General features: G+C 71.1%; 21 protein-coding genes and 1 pseudogene. 13 read left to right on the top strand and 9 right to left on the bottom strand.

Features of this window, described 5'->3' with window-relative positions; genetic code table 11:
* The first annotated feature begins 62 nt into the window (after positions 1 to 62).
* Both ACZ6MZ_RS11935 and manD read left to right on the top strand, forming a co-directional pair.
* Positions 63 to 809 carry a DUF4118 domain-containing protein gene (locus tag ACZ6MZ_RS11935; RefSeq protein ID WP_389788055.1) on the top strand — a complete coding sequence of 249 codons (747 nt, stop codon included), beginning with the start codon at positions 63 to 65 and terminating at the stop codon, positions 807 to 809.
* A gap of 142 nt (positions 810 to 951) precedes the next feature.
* On the top strand, positions 952 to 2193 hold the full coding sequence (gene manD / locus ACZ6MZ_RS11930) for a D-mannonate dehydratase ManD (protein WP_469351363.1): 1242 nt from the start codon (positions 952 to 954) through the stop codon (positions 2191 to 2193).
* Here manD and ACZ6MZ_RS11925 read toward each other — a convergent pair.
* Positions 2165 to 3541, bottom strand: a complete 1377-nt coding sequence (locus ACZ6MZ_RS11925) for a DUF2252 domain-containing protein (protein WP_469351362.1) — start codon at positions 3539 to 3541, stop codon at positions 2165 to 2167. The genes manD and ACZ6MZ_RS11925 overlap by 29 nt on opposite strands.
* A gap of 286 nt (positions 3542 to 3827) precedes the next feature.
* Between ACZ6MZ_RS11925 and ACZ6MZ_RS11920 the strand changes: the two genes are divergently transcribed.
* Positions 3828 to 5000 (top strand): methyltransferase, encoded by a 1173-nt coding sequence (locus ACZ6MZ_RS11920; RefSeq protein WP_389788051.1) that lies wholly within the window; start codon positions 3828 to 3830, stop codon positions 4998 to 5000.
* Positions 5001 to 5026: 26 nt separating this feature from the next.
* On the opposite strand, the pseudogene ACZ6MZ_RS11915 reads toward ACZ6MZ_RS11920, so the two are convergent.
* Positions 5027 to 5245 (bottom strand): annotated as a pseudogene (locus ACZ6MZ_RS11915) (TOBE domain-containing protein); the annotation flags it as partial.
* A 110-nt stretch (positions 5246 to 5355) separates the two neighbouring features.
* Between ACZ6MZ_RS11915 and ACZ6MZ_RS11910 the strand changes: the two are divergent.
* The 8 genes from ACZ6MZ_RS11910 to ACZ6MZ_RS11875 all read left to right on the top strand — a co-directional run bounded on the left by ACZ6MZ_RS11910 (position 5356) and on the right by ACZ6MZ_RS11875 (position 14863).
* Entirely contained in the window at positions 5356 to 5751 is a 396-nt protein-coding gene (locus ACZ6MZ_RS11910; protein WP_384193529.1) for a TOBE domain-containing protein, read from the top strand.
* A gap of 48 nt (positions 5752 to 5799) precedes the next feature.
* Entirely contained in the window at positions 5800 to 6600 is an 801-nt protein-coding gene (gene modA, locus ACZ6MZ_RS11905) for a molybdate ABC transporter substrate-binding protein (protein WP_389788047.1), read from the top strand.
* A 111-nt stretch (positions 6601 to 6711) separates the two neighbouring features.
* Positions 6712 to 8679, top strand: a complete 1968-nt coding sequence (locus ACZ6MZ_RS11900; RefSeq protein WP_469351361.1) for an ABC transporter permease — start codon at positions 6712 to 6714, stop codon at positions 8677 to 8679.
* 75 nt (positions 8680 to 8754) lie between these two features.
* The gene (locus tag ACZ6MZ_RS11895) at positions 8755 to 9708 is read left to right on the top strand and encodes a LysR family transcriptional regulator (protein WP_384193535.1); all 954 of its coding nucleotides are present in this window, start codon (positions 8755 to 8757) and stop codon (positions 9706 to 9708) included.
* Between the two features lie 102 nt (positions 9709 to 9810).
* Entirely contained in the window at positions 9811 to 10974 is a 1164-nt protein-coding gene (locus ACZ6MZ_RS11890) for an NAD-dependent formate dehydrogenase (RefSeq protein WP_389788042.1), read from the top strand.
* A gap of 180 nt (positions 10975 to 11154) precedes the next feature.
* Positions 11155 to 13095 (top strand): NAD-binding protein, encoded by a 1941-nt coding sequence (locus tag ACZ6MZ_RS11885; RefSeq protein ID WP_389788150.1) that lies wholly within the window; start codon positions 11155 to 11157, stop codon positions 13093 to 13095.
* A 118-nt stretch (positions 13096 to 13213) separates the two neighbouring features.
* Positions 13214 to 13414 carry a hypothetical protein gene (locus ACZ6MZ_RS11880; RefSeq protein ID WP_384193540.1) on the top strand — a complete coding sequence of 67 codons (201 nt, stop codon included), beginning with the start codon at positions 13214 to 13216 and terminating at the stop codon, positions 13412 to 13414.
* A gap of 405 nt (positions 13415 to 13819) precedes the next feature.
* Positions 13820 to 14863, top strand: a complete 1044-nt coding sequence (locus ACZ6MZ_RS11875; protein ID WP_384190364.1) for a phosphatidylinositol-specific phospholipase C domain-containing protein — start codon at positions 13820 to 13822, stop codon at positions 14861 to 14863.
* Positions 14864 to 15006: 143 nt separating this feature from the next.
* Here ACZ6MZ_RS11875 and ACZ6MZ_RS11870 read toward each other — a convergent pair whose 3' ends face one another.
* The 7 genes from ACZ6MZ_RS11870 to ACZ6MZ_RS11840 all read right to left on the bottom strand — a co-directional run bounded on the left by ACZ6MZ_RS11870 (position 15007) and on the right by ACZ6MZ_RS11840 (position 22007).
* Positions 15007 to 16560 carry an ATP-dependent DNA ligase gene (locus ACZ6MZ_RS11870; protein WP_469351358.1) on the bottom strand — a complete coding sequence of 518 codons (1554 nt, stop codon included), beginning with the start codon at positions 16558 to 16560 and terminating at the stop codon, positions 15007 to 15009.
* Positions 16561 to 16755: 195 nt separating this feature from the next.
* Positions 16756 to 17724, bottom strand: coding sequence for a recombinase family protein (locus ACZ6MZ_RS11865; protein WP_389790827.1), 969 nt, complete (start codon positions 17722 to 17724; stop codon positions 16756 to 16758).
* A 341-nt stretch (positions 17725 to 18065) separates the two neighbouring features.
* A complete protein-coding gene (locus tag ACZ6MZ_RS11860) occupies positions 18066 to 19046 on the bottom strand; it encodes an aldo/keto reductase (protein WP_389790828.1) in 981 nt (326 codons plus the stop codon).
* Positions 19047 to 19083: 37 nt separating this feature from the next.
* Positions 19084 to 19848, bottom strand: coding sequence for an SDR family NAD(P)-dependent oxidoreductase (locus tag ACZ6MZ_RS11855; RefSeq protein WP_389790829.1), 765 nt, complete (start codon positions 19846 to 19848; stop codon positions 19084 to 19086).
* Positions 19849 to 20052: 204 nt separating this feature from the next.
* Positions 20053 to 20466 carry a (R)-mandelonitrile lyase gene (locus ACZ6MZ_RS11850; protein ID WP_389790830.1) on the bottom strand — a complete coding sequence of 138 codons (414 nt, stop codon included), beginning with the start codon at positions 20464 to 20466 and terminating at the stop codon, positions 20053 to 20055.
* Positions 20467 to 20641: 175 nt separating this feature from the next.
* Positions 20642 to 21088 (bottom strand): nitroreductase family deazaflavin-dependent oxidoreductase, encoded by a 447-nt coding sequence (locus ACZ6MZ_RS11845; protein WP_389790831.1) that lies wholly within the window; start codon positions 21086 to 21088, stop codon positions 20642 to 20644.
* A gap of 73 nt (positions 21089 to 21161) precedes the next feature.
* Positions 21162 to 22007 carry an SDR family oxidoreductase gene (locus ACZ6MZ_RS11840; RefSeq protein ID WP_389790832.1) on the bottom strand — a complete coding sequence of 282 codons (846 nt, stop codon included), beginning with the start codon at positions 22005 to 22007 and terminating at the stop codon, positions 21162 to 21164.
* Between the two features lie 241 nt (positions 22008 to 22248).
* On the opposite strand from ACZ6MZ_RS11840, the gene ACZ6MZ_RS11835 reads away from it, so the two are divergent.
* Both ACZ6MZ_RS11835 and ACZ6MZ_RS11830 read left to right on the top strand, forming a co-directional pair.
* Positions 22249 to 23208, top strand: a complete 960-nt coding sequence (locus ACZ6MZ_RS11835) for a helix-turn-helix domain-containing protein (RefSeq protein ID WP_389790833.1) — start codon at positions 22249 to 22251, stop codon at positions 23206 to 23208.
* A gap of 221 nt (positions 23209 to 23429) precedes the next feature.
* Positions 23430 to 23876 (top strand): hypothetical protein, encoded by a 447-nt coding sequence (locus ACZ6MZ_RS11830; RefSeq protein ID WP_389790858.1) that lies wholly within the window; start codon positions 23430 to 23432, stop codon positions 23874 to 23876.
* Positions 23877 to 24057 lie beyond the last annotated feature (181 nt).

Raw genomic sequence — 24057 nt, 5'->3', positions numbered from 1 at the left:
TGGGCGCCCGACGGGGCCGCCGATTCCGAGGGTCCGACGTACGAGGTACGGCGAGGTGGACCATGAGATACCCGCTGCGTGATCGCGTCGCCCTGGGCGTCGCCGTGGCCGCGCCTCTCGCGGTCGCCCTGCTGCTGGTGCCGTTCCGTACGGACCTGGCGAGCACCAACCTCGCGCTGATCCTGGTCGTGGTCGTCGTGGCGGTCGCCGCCCTGGGGAACCGCGTCGCCGGCGCCCTCGCGGCGCTGTCGTCGGCCGTGTGGTTCGACTTCTTCCTCGCCCGGCCGTTCCAGCAATTCGCCATCAGCGGCGCGAAGGACATCGAGACGGCCGTCCTGCTGCTGGCCGTGGGTCTCGCCGTGTCGCAGATAGCGGCCCGCGCTCGGCGGCTGCATGTCATCACCGTGACCGACGCCGGCCTCCTCGCCCGGGTCCACGACACGGCCCGGCTGGTGCAGGCCGCCGGCTCCCCCGACGCGGTCGTCAGCCAGGTCAGAGGGCAGCTCGCCGACATACTGCGGCTGCGCGGCTGCCGCTTCGAGTACGGCAGCCTCCTCGGCCATCCGGCGCGGCTGGAGCAGGACGGCACCGTCGTCGTGAACCGTAAGCCCTGGGATCTCGAACGGCTCGGCTGGCCGGAGGGCGAGATCGAACTCCGGGCCGCCGCCAACGGCCGCTACTTCGGCCGGTTCATGCTGCTGCCCGCTCCCGGGTCCGTCCCGTCCCGGCAGACGCGGCTGGTCGCCGTGACGCTGGCCGACGACGCGGCGGCGGCGCTGGACACCGCCGGCCCGGCGCTGGACGGCTGACAGGCCGCGGAGGCGCACCACAGGCCCTGTGGACGAGGACATGCCATGGGTCAATCCTGAAGGCGTACGGCGGGCGCGGTCATCGCGCCCGCCGGCTGTACGGCACCGCCATGCCTCTCGTACGACAGGAGCCGCGCCCGTCATGAAGATCACCGCAGCCGACGTCATCGTCACCAGCCCCGGCCGTAACTTCGTCACCCTGCGTATCACCACCGAGGACGGTCTCACCGGACTGGGCGACGGCACCCTCAACGGGCGGGAGCTGGCCGTCGAGAGCTATCTGCGCAGCCATGTGGTGCCCCTGCTGATCGGCCGCGACGCCGCGCGGATCGAGGACACCTGGCAGTACCTGTACCGCGGCGCCTACTGGCGCCGCGGCCCGGTGACGATGGCAGCGGTCGCGGCGGTCGACACCGCCCTGTGGGACATCAAGGCCAAGGCCGCCGGCATGCCGCTCTACCAGCTGCTCGGCGGAGCCTCCCGCACCGGCGCCCTCGCCTACGGCCATGCCTCCGGGCGCGACATCGCGGAAATCCTGGACTCCGTACGCGCGCATCTGGCCCAGGGGTACCGGGCGATCCGTGTCCAGTCCGGGATCCCGGGGCTGGATTCGGTGTACGGCGTGGCCGCGTCCACCGCGGCGGCCGGTGACCGCTACGACTACGAACCGGCCCGCCGTGGCGCGGACGGGCCGCCGCGCCCCGTCGAGGAGGCCTGGGACACCCGCGCGTACCTGCGCCACATGCCCCGCGTCTTCGAGGCGGTCCGCGAGGAGTTCGGCCCGGAACTGCCGCTGCTCCACGACGCCCATCACCGCATGACCCCCATCCAGGCCGCCAAACTCGGCAAGGAACTCGAGCCATACGACCTGTTCTGGCTGGAGGACGCCACGCCCGCCGAGGACCCCACCGCCCTGCGGCTCATCCGGCAGCACACCACCACCCCACTGGCCATCGGTGAGGTCTTCAACTCCCTGCACGACTACGGCGCTCTGCTGAGTGAGCGGCTGATCGACTACGTACGATCGGCGGTCACGCATGTCGGGGGCGTGACGGCGATGCGCAAGCTGCTCGACCTCGCCGCCGTGTACGGCATCAAGTCAGGCATCCACGGGCCCACCGACATCTCGCCCGTCGGTATGGCCGCGGCGCTCCATCTCGACCTCGCCGTACACAACTTCGGCATTCAGGAGTACATGAAGCACACGGACAGCACCCTGGAGGTCTTCAGGACCTCCTACCGCTTCACCGACGGTCTGCTGCATCCGTCCGACCAGCCGGGCCTCGGGGTGGAACTCGACGAGGCGGCCGCCGCGCGCTTCCCGTACGAAGCGGCCTACCTGCCGGTCAACCGTCTCACGGACGGAACGGTGCACGACTGGTAGCCCCCGCCGCGACCGCCGTGACGAGCGCCGCGTGGTCGGCCGCGTTGCGGGCGGTGTAGCGCAGCGCGAAATCGGCGACGGCCCGGTCGAAGGTGTCGGAGCCGCCCAGGTAGGCCGCGATGGCGATGCGGTCGCCCGAGCGGGCGTGCGCGCGGGCCAGGGCCGTACCGCACAGCTTCGCGTAGTCGTGCAGCAGCGACGGCGACATGTCGTCGACGCCGGCGGAGGTCTTCATGTCACGGACCTGACGCCAGTAGAAGTGCCGGCCCTCAGGGCCGGTGACCCAGCCGAGGAAGAGGTCGCCCGCCGCCTGGAGCAGCCGCTGCCCCGTCACCACCCGCCGGCCCTGGTGGGGGTACGCGCTCTGCTGCAGATGGGGTTCGAGCACGGACGTCTCGGCCTCCTTGATCTGGAGGAACAGCGGGTCCTCGGCGTTCCACCCCTCCAGCAGCACGAGGTAGCAGCGCGTGCCGACACTCCCGATCCCCGTGGCCTTCCGGGCCGCGTCGACGAAACGGAACCGGTCCAGGAGCATGCGCTGCTCCTCGGGAAGCGTGGACCGGTAGCCGATGAAGATCCGGCGCAGCGCGGCCGTGTCGAGTCTTCCGAGCGGTTCGAGCAGCGGCGGGTCGGGGGTGATCCGGCGCTGTCCTTCCACCACGTCGGTCAGCTTCTCCAGCGCCCGCAGGCTCGTCCGCCGCCCGGCCCGCGACGGGTCCTCCACCGCCCGTTCGCGATGGCCCGCCCGTATGAGGGGAAGGAGGTCGGCGGTGTCGATCCGCTCGTACCAGACGTCGAGTTCACCGAGGGCGGCCAGCCGCCGCATCGCCGTGCGGTACGCCTCGACCGCGGCGCACACCGCGCGCCGCGCCTGCGCCTCGGACTGGCCGTTGTCGCTCGCGGCCACCGCGATGCTGGTGGCGAGACGCTTCACATCCCATTCGAAGGGCCCCGGCAGGGTCTCGTCGAAGTCGGTGAGGTCGAAGAGCAGGGCGCGCTCGGGTGAGGCGAAGACGCCGAAGTTCAGCAGATGAGCGTCCCCGCAGAGCTGTACGGTCAGCCCGGTGCGGGGCTGTGTGGCCAGATCGGCGGCCATGACGGCGGCCGCGCCGCGCAGAAAGGCATACGGGGAGGCCGCCATCCGTTCGTAGCGCGGCGGCAGCAGCTCAGGGATCCGGGTCGCGGTCTGCCGGGCCAGTACGGTCAGCGGGTCGAGACGGTCGGCGCTCGGTATCCACAGTCCGTGCGAGGACCGGGATGCCCGCTTGCGAGCGGCCCGGCCGCGCTCAGCCCGCGCGGCGGGAGTGACGGACGTGGTGTAGGCGGCGTACGTGGCGGGAGTGGTCATACGGCCCCTCCCGCTCCGATCGTTCAACGCCGTGTCACAGCTGCTGACCACGAGCATCGCGCCCCCGCGGCCGACCGGCCCGGCGTGGCGGGCATACGGGTGGTGCCGGTCGGGTGGCGCCGGTTTCCAGCAGCGGATGGGCGGATCGAACGACATCCGGCCCCGCGGACGTGGTGGTGTGACACCGGCGGGAACCCGGCGTGAACCCGGCTCCGACGCGCTGAACAGGCAACGCGCGGGCCTCGCCGCTCGCGTCCGCCTCCCGTGGCGCTAGCCTGAGTGCACGATGAACCGGTTGACGACACCCTGGGGCGAGTTCGGCCTCACCCGATTTCCCGAGCATCCCCGCGACACGCTGCGCGCGTGGGACAGCGCCGACGAATATCTGCTGCGGCACCTCGACGGAATCGACGCCGAGCCGACGGACCTGTCGGGCACGGTGGTCGTCGTCGGCGACCGGTGGGGCGCGCTGACCACGGCGCTCGCCGGCCACCGGCTCGAACGGCTCGTCACGGGCCCTCTCGTACAGATCACCGATTCCTATCTCACCCAGCAGGCGACCCGCGCCAATCTGCGGCGCGGCGGCGCCGACGCCGTCCAACTGCTGTCCGCCAGGGACACCCCGCCGGAGCGGATCGACGTCCTGCTGATCCGTGTCCCCAAGAGCCTCGCTCTCCTGGAGGACCAGCTGCACCGCCTCGCGCCGGCCGTCCACCCGGGGACCGTCGTCATCGGTACCGGACGGGTCACCGAGATCCACACCTCGACGCTGAAACTGTTCGAGCAGATCCTCGGCCCGACCAGGACCTCGCTCGCGGACAAGAAGGCGCGGCTCATCTTCTGCGCGCCCGCCTCGGGACGCGTACGGACCCCCAGCCCCTGGCCGCACAGTTACGCGCTGCCCGACGGGCTCGGAGCCGTATCGGGCCGTACGGTCGTCAACCACGCGGGCATCTTCTGCGCGGAACGGCTCGACATCGGCACGCGGTTCCTGCTGCGTCACCTCCCGCGGCGCCGCGGCGCCGAGCACGTGGTCGACCTCGGCTGCGGCAACGGCGTGGTCGGGACGGCCGCGGCCCTGGACAACCCGGCGGCCAGGGTGACCTTCATCGACGAGTCCTTCTCGGCGGTGGCCTCGGCCGAGGCCACCTTCCGCCGGAACGCCGACGCCGCCACCCCGGCGGAGTTCGTCCTGGGCGACGGGCTGACCGAGGTACCGGCGGGGACGGTCGACCTGGTGCTGAACAATCCGCCGTTCCACACCCATCAGGCGACGACCGACGCGACGGCCTGGCGCATGTTCACCGGATCACGCGCGGCGCTGCGCCCCGGCGGCGAACTGTGGGTCATCGGCAACCGGCACCTCGGGTATCACATCAAGCTCCGGCGGCTCTTCGGCAACTGCGAGATCGTGACGAGCGACCCGAAGTTCGTCATCCTGCGGTCCGTCAAAAGCTGACTCACGCGCGGGCACCGCGCTCAGGCGGTGGCGAGCGAGATCTCGGTCGACTTGATGAGCGCGGTGACGGCGGACCCGGCGCTCAGCCCGGGGTCGGTGACCGCTATCCCCAGCTCCTCGACCGCCTCCAGCGTGATGGCGGCGCTGATCTCCTGACCACCGTCCAGCCGCACCTTGACGGCGGCCATGACCTCGCCGCGGGTGACATCGGTGACGGTGCCACCTGGTGTGGCGGTCCGCTCGATGGGGCGGCCGGTTCATGGTGCTGAATCTTCCTCCAGGCGACCTCGCATCTGCTATGGACTATTGTCCAGAGAGTTGTGAATGCGAGGGAAAACGCCCTACGGTGTCGCACATGCAGTCCTACACGATCGGTCAGGCGGCCCGGCTTCTCGGCGTGAGTCCCGACACCGCACGCCGCTGGGCCGACGCCGGCCGGGTCGCGACGCATCGCGACGACGGCGGGCGCCGCCTCATCGACGGCCGCGCTCTCGCGGCGTTCTCCGTCGAGGTCGCACAGGGCGCCGCCGGTGAGGAAGAGGTCTCGTACACCTCGGCCCGTAACGCGTTCCCGGGCATCGTCACCGCCGTCAAGCTCGGTGATGTCGCGGCCCAGGTGGAGATCCAGGCGGGACCGCACCGGCTGGTCTCCCTGCTGACCAGGGAAGCCGTCGAGGAACTGGGACTGGAGGTCGGCATGCAGGCCACCGCCCGCGTGAAGTCCACCAGCGTGCACATCGACCGCGTCTGACCGCTCGCGCGCCCTCCCCGGGCCCGCACTGCCAAGGAGTCCACCCTGATGTCTTCCGCCTTCACCCGCCGCGCCGCCGCCGCGTTCGTGACCGCAGCTCTTCTTGTGCCGCTGGCCGCCTGCGGCGGCAACGACGACAGCGAGAAGGTGACCGGCTCCCCGAGCGGGTCGGCGAGTGCCACCAAGGCGAACCTGACCGTGCTGGCCGCCTCGTCGCTGACCGATGTGTTCACGACGGCGGGCGCCGCCTACGAGAAGGAGAACCCCGGCACGAAGCTGACGTTCTCCTTCGCCGGTTCGCAGGAGCTGGCCGCGCAGGTCGAGCAGGGCGCCCCCGCCGACGCGCTGGTCACCGCCGACACCAAGACCATGGACGGGCTGAAGGCCGACACCGGCACCCCGACGATTATCGCCAAGAACCGTCTGGTGATCGCCACCGGTGAGGGCAACCCGGACAAGATCGAGAACCTCAAGGACCTCGCCGATCCGGATCTGAAGGTCGTACTGGCAGCGCCCGAGGTCCCCGTCGGCCGCTACAGCAAGCAGGTGCTGGACGCGCAGAAGATCAATGTGAAGCCGGTGTCCGAGGAGCCGAACGTCCGCGCCGTCCTGAGCAAGGTCGAGCTGGGCGAGGCCGACGCGGGCATCGTCTACGAGACCGACGCCGAGAGCGCTCCTGACAAGGTCGACGCCGTCGAGATCCCCGACGCGCAGAACGCCATCGCCGCCTACCCGGCCGCCACCCTGAAGTCGTCCAAGAACGCCGACGCCGCCGCGGCCTTCGTGGCCTGGCTCAGCGGCCCCGAGGCGCAGAAGATCCTGCAGGCCGCGGGATTCCAGCAGCCGTAACACCCCCGGTGCGAGGGAAGGGGCCGGCCGGGTCGCAGGACCGGTCAGCCCCTGACCGCACCGCCGTCCTGATCCGCCCGCGCCCCGGACTGCCGAGCCCAGGAACCCCAGATGAGACGCTCTCGCATCCGCACCGGCAGGACCGGCGCTCCCGTCGCCCTGGTGCTGCCCGCCCTGCTCGCCATCGCGTTTCTGCTGCTGCCCCTGATCGGCATCCTCGCCCGTACGTCCTGGGGCCACCTCGGCGCGGATCTCACCGACCCCGCCGTCGTCGAGGCGCTGAAGCTGTCGCTCCTGGTCTCCTTCTGGGCGCTCGGCCTCTCCCTGCTGTTCGGGGTGCCGCTGGCCTGGCTGCTGGCCCGCGTCCGGTTCCCCGGCAAGACCCTCGTGCGCTCGCTGGTCCTGCTGCCGATGGTGCTGCCGCCCACCGTCGGCGGAGTCGCGCTGCTGCTCGGCTTCGGCCGCCGCGGACTGCTCGGCCCCTGGCTGGAGAACACCTTCGGCATCACCCTGCCGTTCCACACCTCGGGCGCCGTGGTCGCGGCCACCTTCGTCGCGATGCCCTTCCTCATCATCAGCCTCGAAGGAACCCTCGCCGGACTGCGCCCCGCCTACGAGGAGACCGCCGCCTCGCTCGGCGCATCTCCGCTCCGGGTGTTCCTCACCGTCACCCTCCCCATGGTCGCCCCCGGGCTGGCCGCCGGCGCCGCGCTGACCTGGGCGCGCGCCCTCGGTGAGTTCGGCGCCACGATCACCTTCGCCGGCAATCTCCCCGGCACCACCCAGACCCTTCCGCTCCAGGTCTACCTGCTGCTCCAGAACTCCCCGGAGGCCGCCACCTCCGTCTCGCTGCTGCTGCTCGCCATCGCCATGGCCGTATTGATCGCCCTGCGCGGCCGCTGGACCAGCGGGCCCGTCGGCAGCGCAGGCCGCCCACCGGACGCCGGCCATCCGCCGGACGATCCCGAAACGGCGTCGGCCGCCCGGGCCGTGACTGTCGCCGGCACCGGCACCGGCCCGGCCGGGCCGGCGGCCGCGCCGGAGCGCTGGCGGCTGCACGCCGAGGTCACCGGCTTCAACCGGCTCACCCTGGACGCCGAACCAGGCACCACCATCGCCGTCGTCGGCCCCAACGGCGCGGGAAAGACCACCCTGCTGCGCGCCCTCCTGGGACTGACCCCGCGCGCCCACGCCGACCTCCGCCTCGGCGACCTGGATGTCACCTCGCTCCCTCCCCACCGCCGCGGCGTCGCCTGGGTTCCGCAGAACGGCGCGCTCTTCCCGCATCTCAGCGCCCTCTCCAACACCGCCTACGGACTGCGCGCCCACGGCGTCGGGCGCGGCGAGGCCCGCCGTACCGCACAGGAGTGGCTCGACCGGCTGGGCGTCGGCCATCTCGCCCACCGCAAGCCGCACCAGGTCTCCGGCGGCCAGGCGCAGCGTGTCGCGCTGGCCCGCGCGCTCGCCGCCCGGCCGCGGCTGCTGCTCCTGGACGAGCCCCTGGCCGCCCTCGACCAGACGACCCGCGCTCAGGTACGGCACACCCTGCGCGGCCATCTGGACAGCTTCGGCGGCGTCTGCCTGATCGTCACCCACGACCCGGTCGAGGCCATCTCCCTGGCCGACCGGGTTCTCGTACTCGACGACGGCCGCGCCCTCCAGGACGCCCCGCCCGCCGAAGTGACCCGCAACCCGCGCTCCCCGTGGGTGGCCCGGATGCTCGGCCGCAACGCCTGGCCCGGCACCTTCGGCCCCGACGGGCTCGACCTCACCGCGGGCGGGCGGCTGGTCGTCGCGGAGCCGTCAGCCGACGGCTCCGCGGCCCTCGCGATCATCGCCCCGGAGGCCGTGTCCGTACACCGGGACCGGCCCGGCGGCAGCCCCCGTAATGTCTGGCGGGGAACGGTCCGGGAGATCACCGCCCTCGGCAGCCGGCTGCGTGTCCTGATCACCTCGGACGAGGCGCCCGACCTGGTCGCCGAGATCACGCCCGAGGCCGCCGCCGAACTCGGCCTGGCCGACGGCGTGTCCGTCTGGACCAGCGTCAAGGCCACCGAGGTCACCCTCGTCGCCCTGTGAGACCCGTACCGGAAGATCCACCGGTGCCACGGGCCCGACCAGGGCCGGGAGGCAGACAGAGCAGGGGAGCACACGATGTTGCTGCGTCAGCTGGAGTACCTGGTCGCGCTCGCCAGGGAACGGCACTTCGCCAGGGCCGCGGCGTCCTGCTATGTGTCGCAGCCGTCGCTCTCCGCGGCGATACGCAAACTGGAACACGAGCTGGACGTCCCCATCGTCCGGCGCGGCCGCCGCTTCGAAGGGCTGACGCCCGAGGGCGAACGTGTGCTGCTGTGGGCGCACCGCATCCTCGCCGAGCGCGACGCGCTGCGCCATGAACTCTCCGCGATGCGCGACGGTCTCGCCGGCACCCTGCGGCTCGGTGCCATCCCCACCGCGCTCACCGCCGCCTCGCTGCTCACCACACCGTTCGTCGAACGGCACCCACGGGCGCGCGTCTCGCTGGAGTCCCTCTCCTCGCGCGAGATCACCCAGCGGCTGGCCGCGTTCGAACTCGACATCGCGCTCACCTACCTCGACGACCAGAGCCTCGGCCAGGTCCGCAGGACCCCGCTGTACGAGGAGCGCTATCTGCTGCTCACCCCGCACGACGGTCCGATGGCCGGACAGCCGGTGGCCCGCTGGGCACGGATCGCGGCGCTGCCGCTGTGCCTGCTGTCGCCGCAAATGCGCAACCGCCGTATTATGGACGAGTATTTCGCCGCTGACGGAGTGGCCGCCGTGACCCCGGCCATCGAGACCGACTCCGTGGCCGGCCTGTACGCGCATCTGACCGCGGGCCACTGGTCGAGCGTGATCTCGCACGCCTGGCTGCATATGTTCGGTGTCCCCGACGGTATGCGTGTGGTCCCGCTGGAGAATCCGGCGCACGGGCCGCGGGTGGGCCTGGTCATCGCCGACCGCAGTCCCGAACCCGTGCTGGCCAGAGCCCTGTTGGAGATTGCCAGGGAAGCGGGCGTACGGGAAGCGCTCGACCAGCTCCTGGCCACATATCTGCACCCGGTGGCCCCGCCGGGCGCTCGCGGATAGCCGGGCTCTATCCCGACATAGAAAGGTTCATTTTGACCACGGGCACCAGCCCCGAGGACCGTGGAGGCACCTTCCCGCAGTAACGGATGAGGAGCCGCAGTCATGGCAAAGGTGCTGTGTGTGCTGTACGACGACCCGGTGGACGGGTACCCGAAGTCCTACGCCCGTGACGACCTTCCACGTATCGACCACTACCCGGGCGGCCAGACCACCCCGACCCCGCAGGGGACCGACTTCACGCCCGGGCATCTCCTGGGCAGCGTCTCCGGTGAACTGGGCCTGCGTGACTTCCTGGAGTCCCGCGGCCACACCCTGGTTGTCACCTCCGACAAGGACCGGGACGGATCGGTCTTCGACCGGGAGCTGGTGGACGCCGATGTGGTCATCTCGCAGCCGTTCTGGCCGGCCTATCTGACGGCAGAGCGCATCGCGAAGGCCGAGAACCTGAAGCTCGCCATCACCGCGGGCATCGGGTCCGACCATGTCGACCTCGACGCCGCCATCGCCAAGGGCGTCACCGTCGCCGAGGTCACGTACTGCAACAGCATCAGCGTCGCCGAGCATGTCGTGATGATGACGCTGTCGCTGGTGCGGAACTACCTCCCCTCGCACCAGTGGGTCCTGGACGGCGGCTGGAACATCGCCGACTGTGTCTCCCGCTCGTACGACCTGGAGGGCATGCAGGTCGGCACGGTCGCCGCGGGCCGTATCGGCCTCGCCGTCCTGCGCCGTCTCGCCCCCTTCGACGTGGGGCTCCACTACACCGACCGGCACCGGCTCCCCGAGTCCGTCGAGCAGGAGCTCGGGCTCACCTGGCACGCCAGTACGGCCGACATGGTCCCGCACTGCGATGTGGTCACCATCAACGCGCCCCTCCACCCCGAGACGGAGGGACTCTTCGGCGACGAACTGCTCGCCACCATGAAGCGCGGCGCCTATCTCATCAATACCGCCCGCGCGAAGATCTGCGACCGCGACGCCATCGACCGCGCCCTGCGCAGCGGACAGCTCGCCGGCTACGCGGGCGATGTCTGGTACCCGCAGCCCGCACCCGCCGACCACCCCTGGCGGACCATGCCGCACCACGGGATGACCCCGCACATCTCCGGTTCCTCGCTCTCGGCCCAGGCCCGCTACGCCGCGGGAACCCGCGAGATACTGGAGTCCTGGTTCGCCGGCACCCCCCTGCGCGACGAGTACCTGATCGTCGACAAGGGCGCACTGGCCGGCGTGGGAGCTCACTCCTACTCCGTATCCAAGACCTGACAGAGGTTCAGATCTGCCTGTCGGGTGCGTATATGACAGGTGCGTATATGACAGGACATCAGCTGCCCCGGCGCTCGATCATGGCCGGGGCAGCTGTGTTCTGTCCGGGCATCCGTTCGGCACACTGGTGCGGTGTCTTCACTTCCTCACCAACTACCCCACGGCTTTCCGGCGGGCCACATGGTCGTCTGCGGCGACGACACGCTGGCCCACCGGCTGGCGGGCGAGCTGCGCGACGTCTACGGCGAACAGGTCGTGCTGGTCGTGCCGCCCGTACGCGCCTCCCGCCTGCCGCCCGCACCGCTCGCAGGACGGGGCAGGGCCTCCACCTTCCTGGGACGGATGTCCGCCGCCATGGTCCGTACGGCCATCGCCGCGCCGGGCCCGGCCGGTGACGGGCCGGGGAGAGCGGACGGCCCGCGCGTCCTGGAGGCACTCGAACTCGACGAGGACGTGCTCGTGGACGCGGGGGTGGCGGAGGCGGCCGCGCTCGCCCTCGTCCATGACGACGATGACATCAACATCCGGGCCGCACTCGCCGCCCGCCGGCTCAATCCCCAGTTGCGCCTGGTCATCCGGCTCTACAACCGCAAACTCGGCCAGCATCTGGAGGAGCTGCTCGACCAGGCAGCCGCCGTCGCCGTCCCCGGGCTCGACACGGCGGCCCTGGACGCCTCCACCACCGTCCTCTCGGACGCAGACACCGCGGCCCCGGCCCTCGCCGCCACCGCCGTCGCCGGTACCAGCAAGGTGGTCAGGGCCGACGGCCTGCTGCTGCGGGCCGTGGAGCGCAACCCGCCAGGACCCGGCGAGGTGGCCGACCCCGGGCTGTGCACCCTGGCCCTGCTCTCGGCCACCACCAACGACCCGGCGGGCGAGGAGGGTTCGGACAACAGCGGGCAGGACGGGCCGCGGCTGCTGCCCGACGAGGCGAGCGCGGCCGCCGCCACCGGGCGGGGCACCGTGGTCCTGGAGGCCGTGTCCCACGCGGGGCCCGACCTGCCGCTGGGCCGGCTGGCCGGCCGCGGCGCCCCGCTGGGCTCGCTGTTCTCCCGCCGGCTGCGCTGGTCGTTCGCCGGGATCCTCGCGGCCGTGTTCGCCCTGGCCGTCGCCGCCACACTCGCCACCGACGCCGGTCCGCTCCGTGCCACGTACCTCACGCTGCTCGACCTCTTCGGCATCGGCGATCCGGCGGTCGGAGAGCCCGCCGGCCGGCAGATCCTGCAACTCCTCTCCGGAGTCGCCGGACTTCTGCTGCTGCCCGTGGTGCTCGCGGCCGTCCTGGAGGCCCTTGGGACCTTCCGTACGGCGTCGGCGCTGCGCAGGCCGCCGCGCGGTCTTTCCGGCCATGTCGTGCTGCTCGGACTCGGCAAGATCGGCAGTCGGGTGCTGGTGCGGCTGCGGGAGCTGGGCATTCCCGTGGTGTGTGTGGAGGAGGACCCCGAGGCGCGCGGCATCGCGCTCGCGCGCAGCCTGCGGGTACCGACCGTCCTGGGCGATGTCACCCAGGAGGGCGTGCTGGAGGCCGCCAAGATCGAGCGGGCGCACGCGCTGCTCGCCCTCACCAGCGTCGACACCACCAATCTCGAAGCCGCGCTGTACGCGCGCTCCGTCGCTCCCGGGCTGCGGGTGGCGCTGCGGGTGTACGACGACGACTTCGCGACCGCCGTCTACCGCACCCTGCGCGCCGCTCACCCCGGGGCGCTCACCCGCAGCCGCAGCGTGTCCACCCTGGCGGCCCCGGCCTTCGCCATCGCCATGATGGGGCGTCAGATCCTCGGGGCCATCCCGGTGGAGCGCAAGGTGCTGCTGGTCGCCGCCATCGATGTGGCGGGCCATCCGCGGCTCGAAGGGCGCACGATCGCGGAGGTGTTCCGTCCCGGCGCCTGGCGGGTGATCGCGCTGGACACCGCGGGCCCGGGGGAGCGGGTGCCCGATCTGGCGGACACCCGGCTGGACCGCGAGGAGCGGCGGCCCGCGGGGCTCGTATGGGATCTGCACCCCGGCTATGTCCTGCATCCCCGGGACCGGGTGGTGCTGGCGGCCACCCGGCGGGGCCTCGCCGAACTTCTCGGACGGCAGTCCGCCTCCCGGCTCCGCCCCTCCCCGGACCCCGGCTGACCAGGTGCGCTGTACCGGCGGGTAACGGCCGGGAGGTCCGGCGGGCGCGGGATACAGCGGATGCGGCGGCGGTGGGCGGGAACGAGAATGGCGAACACCGGACGAACGAGGAGGCGGCATGAACGCACAGTCCGATGCGCGGCCGGAGCGCGAGAACGTGACCCCGGACCGGCTGCTGCACACCGGCGCATATGACGAGGTCACGGCCGAGGATCTCGCGCTGGCCTCCGGCCGCGATCTCACTCCGGACACCATCGAGTGGGCCCGGCGGCGACTGGCCGAGCGGGGCCGCGCGGCCATCGAGGAACAGCTTCCGTAGAGCACCGCTGTAGGCCGTGTCCGCAAAGTTTCGCCTGGCCGACGACGCCCGGCACGCACGCTCGCCGCGTTGTCGGAATCATCCGAGTACATCCAGTACACGAATGATCCTCCGCCTTGCGATCGCACGCACCGAACGCCGTCGGCCCCGCCCTCCGGGCGGACGGCGCTACTTTGCGGACACGACCTAGCCCCGCTTCCACCGGAGCGAGCAGCGCGCCCCGCCGCGAGCAAGCGGCGGGGCGCGCTGCTCGCTGTCCGGCGGCCGCGCCGCGCCGGCCGCCCCCTGCTGGTCGCTTGCGTGATCAGTTACGTAAGCTCGCGTCCTCCCGCGCGTCACCGAACTCCTTTACGCTCCTCCACGGTTGACATGCCCAAGACATGCGCAACGGGAGGAACAAGGAATATGGCAAAGCTCCTTCGCACCACGGTGGCGGCCGGTGCCGTCGCAGTGCTCGCTCTCGTCACCACCCCGGCCCACGCCGCCGACCCCGCTCAGCTGCCGTACTCCTCCACCACCGGGGTCGGTGTCCACAACGCGTACGTGAAGACCACCTTCCCCTACTTCGCGGACGCGCTGGACTCCGGTGCCGGAATGCTCGAACTCGACGTATGGACCAATGTGTTCGGCGCCTCCTGGCGTGTGTCGCACGACAATCCGATCGGCAACGACAACAACTGCGTGAACGCCGCCAACGCGAGCGGGCTGCGCACCGGTGCGCAGAACCGCGATCTGGCCGGCTGCCTGGCCGACATCAGAGCCTGGCACGACGCCAACCAGGGCCACCGCCCCATCGTCCTCAAGATCGAGCTGAAGGACGGATTCCAGGGAAAGTCGGGACGCGGCCCCGCCGCCCTCGACGCGCTGCTCGGCAGTAAGCTCGGCGACGCGCTCTACCGCCCTGCCGACCTGGTGGGCGGTCACAGCGACCTCGACCAGGCCGCCCAGGCCGGCGCCTGGCCCACCCGCGCGCAGCTGGCCGGCAAGTTCATCGTCGAGCTCATCCCCGGCACGGTCGAGGAGCAGAACCCGCTCGACACACTGTGGACCGACCGTGAGTACGCCACCTATCTGCGTGACCTCAAGGCAGCAGGACGGCTGAGCGAGGCAGCGGCCTTCCCCGCCGTCCACGGCGTCGCGGCCGGCGATCCCCGCACCCGGTACGCGGACGCGTCGATCAGGCCCTGGTTCGTCTTCTTCGACGGCGACGCCTCCGGCTACGCGGCCAGCGGCTTCGACACCGCCTGGTACGACCAGCGCCACTACTTCCTGCTGATGACGGACGCGCACAACGTGGCGCCCGCCATCGACGGCACCAGCCCCACCGAGCAGCAGGCCCGCGACCGGCTGACGCTGCTGGCCCAGCGGAACGCCAGCCTGATCTCGGCGGACTGGCACGCACTGCCGACGGTGCTCTCGACCGTCGTCCCGCGCGGCACGGCCCAGTAGCGGCGCGGATCCCGGGACCGGCGCGGTGCCGGTCCCGGGCCCTCAAGGACCCGCGGCGACTCGTAAGGACCCGCGGCGACTCGTAAAGACCGAGGCGACCTGCAAAGACCGAGGCACCGCACGTCCGGCGCGGCCCGACACGCTCAGTCCTGTGGTCCCGCGTCCCGGCCGTGGGCCGCCAGCACCGTCCCGACCGTGTCCGCCTCCGCCGCCGGTTTGTCCTCGCGATAACGGATCACCCGGGCGAAGCGCAGCGTCACCCCTGCCGGATAGCGGGACGACCGCTGTAGCCCGTCATAGGCGATCTCGACCACCAGTTCAGGACGTACGGTCACGGTGAAGCCGTCGTCCCGGACCGCCAGTTCCCCCAGGCGCTCGGTCTGCCACTCCAGCATCGCGTCCGTCAGCCCCTTGAAGGTCTTGCCGAGCATCACGAACGAGCCGTCCCGCCGCCGCGCGCCCAGATGCAGATTGGAGAGTCTGCCGGTGCGCCGGCCATGGCCCCACTCGGCGGCCAGCACCACGAGGTCCAGGGTGTGCACCGGTTTCACCTTCAGCCACCCCGCGCCGCGCCGGCCCGCGCTGTACGGCGCGTCGAGTCCCTTGACCACCACCCCCTCGTGCCCCCGCTCCAGGGTGTCCCGCAAGAACTCCTCGGCGGCGCGTCCGCTGTCGTCGGACCGGCCGGCGACGACGATCCGCCGCACCCGCATCGGCTCCGGCACCAGCCGGGCCAGCGCCTCGTACCGGTCCGCGCACGGCAGATCGAGCAGATCCTCGCCGTCGGCCGCGAGGATGTCGAAGAAGACGGGGGAGAGCGGCACCGCCGCGGCGGCCGAGCGCACATCGGTACGTGAGCCGACCCGGCCCGCGACCTCCTGGAACGGCCGGGGCCTGCCCTCCTCGTCCAGCGCGATGACCTCCCCGTCCAGCACGAAGCGGTCGCCGTCCAGTCCCCGCGCGACCGCGGTGACCTCGGGCAGCCGGTCCGTGATGTCGTCGAGCGTGCGGGTGAAGATCCGTACCGTGGAGCCGTCCCGGTGCACCTGCACCCGGATGCCGTCGAGCTTCTCCTCGACGGCGCAGTTCCCGAGCCGGCCGATCGCCTCCGTGACACCTCCGGCGCTCTGCGCGAGCATCGGCAGTACGGACCGGCCCACGGTCAGCTGGAACTCCTCCAGCACATACGGGCCGTCGGCGAGCAGCCGCTCGGCCACCCGCTGCAACGAGCCGGCCAGCATCACCGCCCGCCGGACAGCGCCGGCGGCGGCGCCCGAGGTCTCCGCGAGCGCCTCCACGGCGACGGCGTCCAGTGCTCCCTGGCGCACCTCGCCGGAGATCAGCCCCACCAGGAAGCGCTGCTCCTCGCCGGTGGCCGCGCCCAGCAGTTCCTGCACCAGCCGTCGGCGCTCGCCCTGCGCGCCGGGGCCCGCGACGGCCGCGAGGGCGCTGAAGGTGTCGTCGACCTTGTGCACGGTCAGCGTGGCCCGGTCCGCCGCCGGGGGCGGGTCCTTCAGGGCGTTCCAGCCGACCCCGATCCGGCCCTGGGGCAGCCGCCCGGCCAGATAGGGGATGACGACGGGCACGTCCTCGGGACCGGCCGTACGGAAGAGTCCGGCCAGCAGGGAGATCTTCCGGGACCTGGCCGACGTCTCGGCGACCTCCCGGGAGACATGGGCGAGCGGTGCCAGCAGCATGCAGCCATCGTGCTACGCCGGGCGCGGGTTCGCCCGGCAGGCGCCGGCGCGCACCATTCCGGGCGCACGCCATTCCGGGCGTGCGAAGGACAGCCACGCGCGTGGGCTCCTTCGCGTCCGGCGCGGGAGCCCGCACACTTCTGTGAGGCCGTGTTCTCGTATAGCTGCCGCCATCCGTCATGTAGCGCTGAGTAACTACGCGGGGCTGTGGTCGCGCTGCTGGAGGGCGACGAAGTCGGCGTGCGCTGTCTCGATGGCCTCCGGGTACGCCTCCTTCTTCTCGTGCTCGGCGAGCGCGCGGTAGATGCTCGCGACGCTGGGAGCCTGGCCCTTGCGCTTGCCGGTGGGGATGATCAGGTCGGGCTGGATCTGTTCGACCGACTCGCCGTTCGCCTGGCGGCGGAGCACGGTGTGCAGCATGTCGTCGGTGATCACGGGTGGTCGGCCGCCGTGCTTGCCCTTGCGGGCCGCCGCGTCGAGTCCTTCGAGGGTCGACTCCCGGATGTTCTCCCGCTCGGTCTCGGCCATCGCTGCGAAGAACGCGAACAGCAGGCGGCCGGGCCCGCTCGGGTCGTACATCCCGGGCAGGGGTCCGGCGAGCATCTCCAGGACCAGGCCGTGGGCGGTGAGGTGGTCGGCGAGCGCGGTGAGTTCGGCGGCGTCGCGGCCCAGGCGCTTCATCTCGTAGACGGTGAAGATGACGCGGCAGTGTGGGGCGTGGGCTTTGATCTGGCGGGCGAGGGCGAGCGCGGCCTCGAACCGGGGCCGGACCCGTACGCGGGTGCTGATCTTCTCGGAGAACACCTTGTCCCGCGGGATGCCGTGCTTGGCGAGGGCGTCGAGCTGGGACTGGAGTTCCTGGGTGAGCGTCGAGCACCGCGCGTACCCGATGCGGATGTCGGCACTCGGGGTGTCCGGCGCCAGGGCGAGCGGCACCGGGGTGCCGGGGCGCCACGGCTGGCCAGGACCGCGGTCGGCGGGGGTGGGCACCCGCAGGAGCTTGGCGAGCCGGGGCACCTTTGTGAAGCGGCCGGTGTGGTAGGTGCCGGCGACCGCGCCGGAGCGCGAGCGGCACGGCGAGCCGGGTTCGGCCCGACAGCGCGGGCAGGGGTGGCGCTCGACGTCGTCCGCGTCGCTCGGGGAGGCTTCTTGAGGGACCGTCACGGCACCGGATGCTGTCACAAACGATTCTCAGAAGTACCCCGAACCCACCTTTGAGTGAGAACGAGTTCTGCGAACCGAACCGCCAGTGCGCGATCACTGAGACGCCGTCTTTGATCTTGCTCGGGCAAAGGACCGTTTGTGAGAAAGGGGGGCAGTCGCGGATGCTCCCCTTTCGCGCCGCCTGGGTCGAGAGTCGTTGGCGAGCAGAACATGCTCACGCGGGCCGCGGCCGGTGCCGGTGCCGGCCGTAGCTATAGGAGAACGGGGCCTTCCCCTGCGCTCGGCGAGCGCAGGGGTTGAGCCGGGTAGGGGCGACCTCCGTGTTGGGGTGCGGCGCGCGGTCAGCGGTCGATGCTGGCCATGTTCGCCTCGTCGTGGCGTTCGCCTGCGGCCGGTGTGAGGTTGTTGAGGCGGTCGAGTTGCGCTGCGGTGAGCTCGATACCGTCGGCGGCGGTGTTCTCCTCGACGCGCGAGACCCGGCGGGTTCCGGGGATGGGGGCGATGTCGTCGCCACGGGTGAGAATCCACGCCAGTGCGGTCTGGGCCGGGGTGGCGCCGATCTCGGCGCCGATGGCCTGTACTTCGTCGACGATCGCCAGGTTGCGCTGGAAGTTCTCGCCGGTGAAGCGCGGGTTGGTCTTGCGCCAGTCGTCGTCGGCGAAGTCGTCGACGGTGCGGATCTGCCCGGTCAGCAGGCCGTGGCCGAGCGGTGAGTAGGGCACGAATCCGATGCCGAGTTCGCGCAGCAGCGGGAGGATTTCGGCCTCGACGTCGCGGGTCCACAGGGAGTATTCGGTCTGCAGCGCGGCCACCGGGTGCACGGCGTGCGCACGGCGGATCGTCTGCGGGCCGGCCTCGGAGAGGCCGATGTGGCGCACCTTGCCTTCGGCGACCAGCTCGGCCAGCGCGCCGACGGTCTCCTCGATGGGGGTGTCCGGGTCGACGCGGTGCTGGTAGTAGAGGTCGATGTGATCGGTGCCGAGGCGCTTGAGTGAGCCCTCGACGGCTGCCTTCACGTTGGCGGCGCTGCTGTCGACGACACCGGGGCCGTCGCCGGCGTGGGAGACGAGACCGAACTTCGTCGCCACGACAACGTCGTCGCGGCGGCCCTTGATGGCCTTGCCGACGATTTCCTCGCTGTGGAAGGGGCCGTAGATCTCGGCGGTGTCGATGTGGGTGACCCCGAGGTCCAGCGCGCGGTGGATGGTGCGGATCGATTCGGTGTCGTCGAGCCCTGCGCCGGTGGTGTAGGTGCCGGCCATGGTCATGGCTCCCAGGCCGATGCGCGAGACGTCCAGTCCGCCCAGCGATACGTGCTTCATCAGGTACTCCCTCTTCGTGGTGGTGTGGTGTACGTGGTCAGGCTTGGTCGGTGGGCATGACCCAGAGTTCGGCGATCGCCGCGTGCCGGGGCCGGGTCACCATGTAGGTGATCCCGTCGGCGATGTCCGCGGGGACGAGGCGCTCGTGCTGCTCGTTGAACGGGTCGAGGATCTCGGCGCGGATGGTGTCGTTGTTGTGCGAGAGCAGCTCGGTGTCGACGGCACCGGGCTCCAGGACACCCACCCGTACATGCCGGCCGGCCAGCTCCTGCCGCAGCGACTCGGTGAACCCGTTCACGCCGAACTTGGTGAGGTTGTAGACCCCGTAGTTTGCCCACGCCTGGCGGCCGGCGATCGAGCTGACGTTGACGATGTCGGCGACCTGCCGCGGCCCTTCCTCAGCGGCCTTGAGCAGGTGCGGCAGGGCCGCGTGGGTGGTGTGGAGCAGGCCCTGGACGTTGACGGCGATCATGCGTTCCCACTCCTGGGGATCCGCGCCGACGACCGGTCCCAGCAGCATCAGCCCGGCGTTGTTGACCAGGATGTCCAGCCGCCCGAACCGTTCGACCGTCTGCCGCACGGCTCCTTCGGCCTGGTTACGGTCGGTGATGTCCGCCTCCACCACGAGCGCGGAGCCGCCGGCTTGGGTGATCTCGTCGGCCAGCGTTTCCAGGCGGTCCTTGCGGCGGGCCACCAGAGCGACCGTGGCACCCTGTTCGGCGAGTCGGCGGGCGGTGTCGGCGCCGATACCGCTGCTCGCGCCGGTGACGAGCGCGACGGTGCCGGTCAGTTTCGAAGCCATGGGGTTGTCCTCTTCTCCAGACGTACGGGGTAAGGGATGCGCTCTCCTGCGTGCTTTACCGCGCACTCCTTAAATGATCAGTGCCGTGCGGCAGGCCCGCTGTCCGGGCAACCGCCGCCCAGCTGGACTATCGGGCGAGGTTCTCGCCGAAGAGCGGGGCGGCCTAGGTGAGGGCCGGTCCCCCGCTCGGCGGTCTGCGGCGTCTCAGCCATGCCCGCAGCCCCGTCCGCTGCTCCGCACTCCGCCGTACTCGGTGTCGCTGACGTGTTCGAGCCAGGAGACCTCGTCGGTCTCCCACAGGGCGAGGTGGGTCATGAACTGGTCGGGTGCCGCGCCATGCCAGTGTTCCTCGCCCGGCGGGGTCCAGACGACGTCGCCGGGGCGGGCCTCGATGATCTTGTTGCCGCGGGACTGGATCAGGGCGATGCCCTCGACGATGTAGAGCGTCTGGCCGAGGCCGTGGCTGTGCCAGGCGGTCCGGGCGCCGGGCGTGAAGCGGACCGTGTTCGCTCGGGCACGGGACGGCTCCTCGCCGCGGTAGATCACGTCGGCATAGGCATCACCGGTGAACCACTGCGCGGGCAGCTTCATGGTGGCCGGCTTCTTCAGGAGCTCCATCGGGTTCTCGTTCCCTGGTAGGCGGTGGCTGGGACGGGCAGTAGGTCAGGCTGCCGAGGACGGATGGCGTGGTCGTCCCTGATGTGCTTCATCCGGGCGAGCCGGGTGCGTACCGGCCGACCACAGGGGATGGGAGTCGGCAGCCGCCAGGTGGGATCCGACGCTCTGCGCCGGGTCAGTGCGCGTGGGGTGCCGGCTCCAGAACCAGGACCGGAATCTCACGGTCTGTCCTTGTCTGGTACTCGGCGTAGTCGGGGAAGGCCTCTACGGCCCGGGCCCACCGCAGGGCCTTCTCGTCCCCGGTCACCTCGCGGGCCAGCATGTCTTGGCGCGCCGGGCCGTCCTGGAGCTCGACCCGGGGCTCGGCCACCGCGTTGTGGTACCAGACCGGGTGGGTGGGCGCTCCGGCCATGGAGGCGATGACGGCGTAGGAGCCGTCACGCTCCACGCGCATGACGGGTGTCTTTCGGATCTTGCCGCTCTTCGCGCCCAGGGTAGTCAGGATGACGACGGGAAGGTCCTGGAGCGTCGTTCCCTGCGTGCCGCCGGAGCTTTCGTACAGCTCCACCTGGTCACGTACAAACTGTGCCTTGCTCGGCTCGTACTCGCCTTTCAGGGGCATGGTGACTCTCTCCGTGCTGTGGAAACGCACCGGGCGCGGTCCTGCGCGTCAGCCGAGGTGCGGGGCTGGTGGGTCAGGCGTGGGCGTCGTCGTGGCCGAGGTCGCCGCCCAGTTCGCGGGACGCCCGGGCCTGGGCGAGGAGCTCCGTCGCCTTGGCCTCGGCGGCCTCGATGGCGTCCGCACCGGCGACGAAGCGCAGCAGCGGCTTGTCCTGGCCGGCGATGGTCAGCAGGGCGCGGGCGAGCTTGGCGGGGTCGCCGGGCTGCTGGCCGTTCATGCTCTTCATGCCCTCGATCCGAGGGGCGGTGCGCGGCGCATAGTCGTCGATGGACAGCTCGGGCCAGGTGGTGGAGCCCTCCACGAGGAACTCGGTGCGGAAGTAGCCGGGCTCCACGATCGTGGTGTGGATGTTGTACGGCTCGACGTCGTAGCGCAGGGACTCCATCCAGCCCTCTGCCGCGAACTTGGAGGCGGCGTAGGCTGAGGTGAACTCCATGCCGACCAGACCGGCGGTCGAGGTGATGGTGATGACGTGGCCGGCGCGCTGCTTGCGCATGACGGGCAGGACGGCGCGGGTGACGTTCATCGGGCCGAAGAGGTTGGTCTCGAACTGCTGGCGCATCTGCGCGGGCGAGATCTCCTCGAAGTAGCCGGTGAACAGGTTCCCGGCGTTGTTGATCAGGACGTCGATGCGGCCGAAGCGGTCGACGGCTGCCTGCGCGGCGGCCTCGGCGTCCTCCACGCTGGTGACGTCGAGCCGGGTGACCAGCAGATTGTCCTGCGGTCCGCCCAGGGTCTTCTCGACCCCTTCGGGGCGGCGGCCGGTGGCGACGACCTGGTGGCCGGCGGTGAGGGCCTCGCGGGCGATGTCCGTGCCCAGACCGCGTCCGGCACCGGTGACGAGAATGACCTTGCTCATGGGGTTTCCTTTCGGGCGCCGTGATCCGGCACCCGCTGTGCGCGGGGGATCTGCAGCGCAAAGAGCGCCGCACAGGGCGCCGAAACCGGCGGCGCGAGCGCCGTCCGTATCGACAGTCCCACACCGCCGTGAGCGGTGCACCACCAACAAAACCCGATGTCACGCAGGGGTGGGAGTCCCTGATGAGGGGGTCACTGACAGGGACCCCCACCCCGGCGGAAGCGCTCGTAGAGTAAAACGCATGGCAGGCAGAAACGACCCAGATGGTAGCAACCGCGACGTTCGCGCGGATTTCCGTGCACAAATCCGGGAATTCCTCGGCACGCGACGGGCCAAGGTCACCCCCGAGCAGGCCGGACTGCCCCTGTACGGCGGGGAGCGCCGACGGGTCACCGGGCTGCGCCGCGAGGAGGTCGCCCTCCTCGCGGGCATTTCCAGCGAGTACTACACCCGCCTGGAGCGCGGCAACGCCACCGGCGTCTCCGAGGGCGTCATCGACGGCATCGCGCAAGCACTGCAGCTCGACGAGGCCGAACGCATCCATCTGCTCGACCTCCTGCGCGGTGCCGGCACGACCCGCCCGCCACGCCGCCGCCCGGCCCAGCAGCGGGTACGGCCCACGGTCCAGCGCGTCCTGGACTCCATGGCCGGCACACCCGCGTTCATCCTCAGCGGCCGCGGGGACATCCTGGCCGCCAACCACCTCGGGCGCGCCCTGTTCTCCCCCGTCTACGCCGACCCCGCACGGCCGCCGAACAACGCCCGGTTCGTCTTCCTCAGCCCGCACGCGACCGAGTTCTTCCGCCACTGGGACGAAGTCGCCAATGACACGGTCGCCATGCTCCGCGCCGAAGCCGGCCGCGACCTCTACGACCGGCGGCTGACCGACCTGATCGGGGAACTGTCCACCCGCAGCGAGGAATTCCGCCGCCGCTGGGCAGCCCACAACGTCCGCATGCACACCACCGGGGTGAAACTCCTGCACCACCCGGTCGTCGGCGACCTCGACCTGCCCTTCGAAACCTTCCCGCTCCCCGACGGCCCCAGCCAGTTCCTCCTCACCTACACCGCCGAGCCGCACTCCCCCTCGCGGGACGCCCTGAACCTGCTGGCCAGCTGGGCTACGACCAACGACACCATCGAGCGGCCCGCGTCGGCCAAGGACTCTGAGCCAGCCGACTCGGCCGAGACACCCGACTGAACGGGATCAATGAGCGGTGTGCATCGTGAAGTCGCAGGTCACGGGTCTGGTGTGGATGGCGAGTTGGGTACTCGTGCCGGTCGGCGGCCGATGACCATGGCGTAGATCATCGGGCAGGTCCGGCTCCGGCGGGATGCCGGGTTCGGCTGCGCCCGCGACCGGCCCCCGACTACGATCCGTCAGCAGGTCGGCACGCCGTGAGAACGCGGGAGGGCGCGGGGATGCAGGAGCGGCAGCGGATCACCGCCCGCCGGAGCGAACTAGACGCCCTCGCCGAGGAGTTGGCCAAGCAACTCCAAGAGATCCAGGCCGAGCGGAATGAACTGGAGATCGCGGAGCGGGTGTTGAACCGCCTGGCCGAGCAGGCCCGGGCCGACGCCGGGGCTGTCGCTCCGGTATCGGTGAAGGTGGCCGGGCGGGCAGTCCTGCTCAACCCGCACCGCAGCGACGCGGCCGAGGAGGGCGCGCTGCCCGGCGACTACCGCAAGATCCTGGCGATCGTGCGGGAGGCCGACGGCCCGGTGCAGGTCAGGGCGGTCGGTGAGCGGCTGGGTCTGGACGCCTCGGTGCGCGGCAAGCTGGAACCTTTGCGGGCGAAGATGACCAGGCTCGCCGACCGCGGCTGGCTGCACAAGCGGGGCGACGGGCGGTTCACGGCACGTCCGTAGTCGCGCGGGGCGCGCCCGTAACTGACGGGCCCCCGACGGAAGTTGAGTTTGGTGTGAAGAAAAACAACGGTCTCGCCGAGGGCCCTGATCGCCCGAAAGGGCGGCGGCGTGGTCCTGCTGGACGGCTTCCTCATACGCACCCGACGTCGCACCGGAGCGGACAACCGGCCGAACTACTCGG

The organism is Streptomyces sp. NPDC042201 (genome assembly GCF_055582185.1).
This window is presented reverse-complemented; position numbering and strand designations above follow the sequence as displayed.

What these genes read in the sequence shown, in the direction of transcription:
- ACZ6MZ_RS11845 (WP_389790831.1), bottom strand. Translation starts at nt 21,088, where the DNA reads ATGCCCCTGAAAGGCGAGTACGAGCCGAGCAAGGCACAGTTTGTACGT.
- ACZ6MZ_RS11830 (WP_389790858.1), top strand. Translation starts at nt 23,430, where the DNA reads ATGCAGGAGCGGCAGCGGATCACCGCCCGCCGGAGCGAACTAGACGCC.
- ACZ6MZ_RS11925 (WP_469351362.1), bottom strand. Translation starts at nt 3,541, where the DNA reads ATGACCACTCCCGCCACGTACGCCGCCTACACCACGTCCGTCACTCCC.
- manD (WP_469351363.1), top strand. Translation starts at nt 952, where the DNA reads ATGAAGATCACCGCAGCCGACGTCATCGTCACCAGCCCCGGCCGTAAC.
- ACZ6MZ_RS11850 (WP_389790830.1), bottom strand. Translation starts at nt 20,466, where the DNA reads ATGGAGCTCCTGAAGAAGCCGGCCACCATGAAGCTGCCCGCGCAGTGG.
- ACZ6MZ_RS11910 (WP_384193529.1), top strand. Translation starts at nt 5,356, where the DNA reads ATGCAGTCCTACACGATCGGTCAGGCGGCCCGGCTTCTCGGCGTGAGT.
- ACZ6MZ_RS11890 (WP_389788042.1), top strand. Translation starts at nt 9,811, where the DNA reads ATGGCAAAGGTGCTGTGTGTGCTGTACGACGACCCGGTGGACGGGTAC.
- ACZ6MZ_RS11870 (WP_469351358.1), bottom strand. Translation starts at nt 16,560, where the DNA reads ATGCTGCTGGCACCGCTCGCCCATGTCTCCCGGGAGGTCGCCGAGACG.
- ACZ6MZ_RS11855 (WP_389790829.1), bottom strand. Translation starts at nt 19,848, where the DNA reads ATGGCTTCGAAACTGACCGGCACCGTCGCGCTCGTCACCGGCGCGAGC.
- ACZ6MZ_RS11875 (WP_384190364.1), top strand. Translation starts at nt 13,820, where the DNA reads ATGGCAAAGCTCCTTCGCACCACGGTGGCGGCCGGTGCCGTCGCAGTG.
- ACZ6MZ_RS11900 (WP_469351361.1), top strand. Translation starts at nt 6,712, where the DNA reads ATGAGACGCTCTCGCATCCGCACCGGCAGGACCGGCGCTCCCGTCGCC.
- ACZ6MZ_RS11885 (WP_389788150.1), top strand. Translation starts at nt 11,155, where the DNA reads ATGGTCGTCTGCGGCGACGACACGCTGGCCCACCGGCTGGCGGGCGAG.
- ACZ6MZ_RS11935 (WP_389788055.1), top strand. Translation starts at nt 63, where the DNA reads ATGAGATACCCGCTGCGTGATCGCGTCGCCCTGGGCGTCGCCGTGGCC.
- ACZ6MZ_RS11840 (WP_389790832.1), bottom strand. Translation starts at nt 22,007, where the DNA reads ATGAGCAAGGTCATTCTCGTCACCGGTGCCGGACGCGGTCTGGGCACG.
- modA (WP_389788047.1), top strand. Translation starts at nt 5,800, where the DNA reads ATGTCTTCCGCCTTCACCCGCCGCGCCGCCGCCGCGTTCGTGACCGCA.
- ACZ6MZ_RS11860 (WP_389790828.1), bottom strand. Translation starts at nt 19,046, where the DNA reads ATGAAGCACGTATCGCTGGGCGGACTGGACGTCTCGCGCATCGGCCTG.
- ACZ6MZ_RS11880 (WP_384193540.1), top strand. Translation starts at nt 13,214, where the DNA reads ATGAACGCACAGTCCGATGCGCGGCCGGAGCGCGAGAACGTGACCCCG.
- ACZ6MZ_RS11895 (WP_384193535.1), top strand. Translation starts at nt 8,755, where the DNA reads ATGTTGCTGCGTCAGCTGGAGTACCTGGTCGCGCTCGCCAGGGAACGG.
- ACZ6MZ_RS11920 (WP_389788051.1), top strand. Translation starts at nt 3,828, where the DNA reads ATGAACCGGTTGACGACACCCTGGGGCGAGTTCGGCCTCACCCGATTT.
- ACZ6MZ_RS11835 (WP_389790833.1), top strand. Translation starts at nt 22,249, where the DNA reads ATGGCAGGCAGAAACGACCCAGATGGTAGCAACCGCGACGTTCGCGCG.